Source organism: Thermanaerothrix sp., assembly GCA_026417795.1.
GTDB lineage: Bacteria > Synergistota > Synergistia > Synergistales > Synergistaceae > Thermanaerovibrio.
The window spans coordinates 1-2,464 of record JAOACP010000069.1 but is presented as its reverse complement, the minus strand read 5'-3'; the positions used below and the strand labels follow the sequence as shown (position 1 = coordinate 2,464).

The 2,464-nt window shown below is 48.3% G+C and carries 2 protein-coding genes; both read right to left on the bottom strand.

Features of this window, described 5'->3' with window-relative positions; translation table 11 throughout:
- Positions 1-658: 658 nt before the first annotated feature.
- Entirely contained in the window at positions 659-1,276 is a 618-nt protein-coding gene (locus tag N2315_08965) for an autotransporter outer membrane beta-barrel domain-containing protein (GenBank protein ID MCX7829307.1), read from the bottom strand.
- A 294-nt stretch (positions 1,277-1,570) separates the two neighbouring features.
- Positions 1,571-2,464 (bottom strand): 5'-nucleotidase C-terminal domain-containing protein (locus tag N2315_08960; protein ID MCX7829306.1); only part of this gene is annotated, 894 nt, incomplete at its 5' end.

The following is a 2,464-nucleotide window of genomic DNA, read 5'->3' as shown; positions in this document are numbered from 1 at the left end:
GGTAAGCACCGTATAGGAATCCATGTTGGTGGCGTTCTGGGCTATTTCCTGCTTACAGATTTGCACCGCCTCTTCGTACCGCTGATTGGCCTCATCTATTCGGCCCTGTACTTCTAAATCCCGGCCCATCCGGTAACTTCGCAGGGCATCGGGTTTCTGTTGTGACGCCGGCGTTGCGGGCCCTGTTTCCTGGGCAAGGCTCCCAGCCGTTATTCCGAGAATACCTACCAGCAGCCATAAACTTTTAAAAAAAGTGTGTTTCATGCTTGTATAATGAACCGAAAACACCTTTTTGGCAATCGGGAAAGAACGTCACGCTGTTTAGAAAAAGATAAAAAAGCGGGCCCCAGGGTGTTGTTCCGGAAAGCCCCCGGGGCCCTTCAAAAAAAACCGTTAGGAAAAGGCCCTTTCCCTCGCCGCCTAGGTTTACCCTTATCTCACCGAGTTTTTCTCTCAAAGGGTCCCGCTTTTCTCTTACTCGATGAATCAATCCTTAAAAAGAAGAGCCCCACACCCTTCTTCAGAAGGCGGCGGGGCTCTAAAAACTTTATGAGATAGAAACCCTTTTTTAAAGTTTATTAAAAAATGATCTCTTTTCTTTTACGCCGATGGAGACATCTTCACAGTATTAGAAAAACCTTTTCTCCGTAAGGGGTATTTATAACGTATACCCAAAAGCTAAATTCACTTTTAGGGTAGAACCGCTCGCTTTCCAATCACTGGGGATATTCTCGTCCTTCGCAGTAAGGTTAATACCATAAAGAACACTGGGCCGAATATAAATATTCTTTGCTACCCCTATATCCACCCCGGCACCAAAAAGGAGATACCAATCCCGCAGGTATTTTAAAGAATCTTCGGGCGTAGTACCACTACTGGTTTTCCTAGAAAGGGCATACCAATATTCGATCCCCACGAGAGGGAAAACCTGGATATTTTCTACTACTTTGAAGGGATATTTCCCAAGGACCTGGATATCCATCCAATTCGCTTGCACTTCCCCCTCTGCTCCAACAGTAATTCCTCCCGATGTTATTGTAGCTTTTGATTTTGCTACTGTAAAAGCGTACCCCACACTCAACTGGACATAGGTAGCATCAAAAAAGGCTCCTACCGAGACTGCATTATCTGTTATCTCCGTTGATCCTGAGGGGTCTTCATATTTAATCGACACCGGAGAAAATCCCCCCGTAAGACCAACACTCATTTTAACTTCCTGGGCAAACAGGAGCCCCCCCAGCACAAGACCTACGACCACCATCACGCTTCTTTTCATACAAACACCTCTCACGCTTTATTTTCCATCCCCACGGGACATTTACACATATATCACAGTATTTTTAAAAACACAACAAAATTTTGCTAAATTTTTACATTATAATAGTATAGATATTGGAGATAATAGATATATTGGAGATTCTACCGATAAAAATGGCGGAATTTTGGTGCGGGGGAACCCCTCACCGCTGGATGCAACATTTACTGGAGGGAAGGGGCGGCGGCACTACTTGCCCCCCCAGGGGCCCGAGGCCCCTGTGATGCCGCGTCGCCTATCCCGGAAGTTTTTTAGTTAGAACACATTTTTAACCCGCTCTTCCTTTGTTTCCCGCAGGGTTTTGCCCTGCACATAGTCGAGCATTACCTCCGAATCGACAAAACCGGTATCGTATTTTCGTGCCTTGGAAATCGCCTTAAGGGTTTCGTTCCGGTCGCCCCCATCGGCCATAAAGTTATTCACCACAAGGCTGTAGGAACCCGCCAGGTTGAGGGGCTTATAGGCACCATCGGTGGAGAGCACCTCTACTTCGCGCACCCGGCTTCCCTTGCTGTTGTTTACAAACAACTGCAAGCGAAGCCCTGACACATAGAGGTAGGCCGTCTCAGGGCTTTTGGTATAACTGGTAATACAGAAATCAGCCATATCTTCTAAGATATTCACTAACTCCTGCCCCGTCACCGTAAGCGTCACTAAGGTGTTGGCAAAGGGCTGGAGTTCGTAAATCTGGGCCACCGAGATGTCCCCCGCGGGGAGATCTATGCGCACCCCACCGGGATTCATAATCGCCACATCGGCCCTGGTTTTCCACCGCATGCTATCTGCGATAATAGGCCCCGGTCCCTGGTTATTTCCCCGTTTTAGCACCTCCGTGGTAGTGGTAGCAAGTTTTGCCTGGAGCGCCTTAATGGCGGGGCTATAACGGGCAAGTTTTTCAAGCCCCTCCGCTTTGGGGCTTACAAAAAGAAAACGGGGATCGGCATTCAGCTTGTTCACTAAAGCCGATATCACAGCCCCATAGGAATCGCGAGATGCGGCAGCAGGCTCCTGACTATAGGCTTTTCCATCGTACTCAAAAGAGATGTAGCGCCCCTCGGGGGTTCGCTGGAATTGCACCCGCTTCAACTTTCCCTCTTGATCAGGAAGATCATACACTCTGAATCGATCCGCCCCTGCCACAAAACGGGC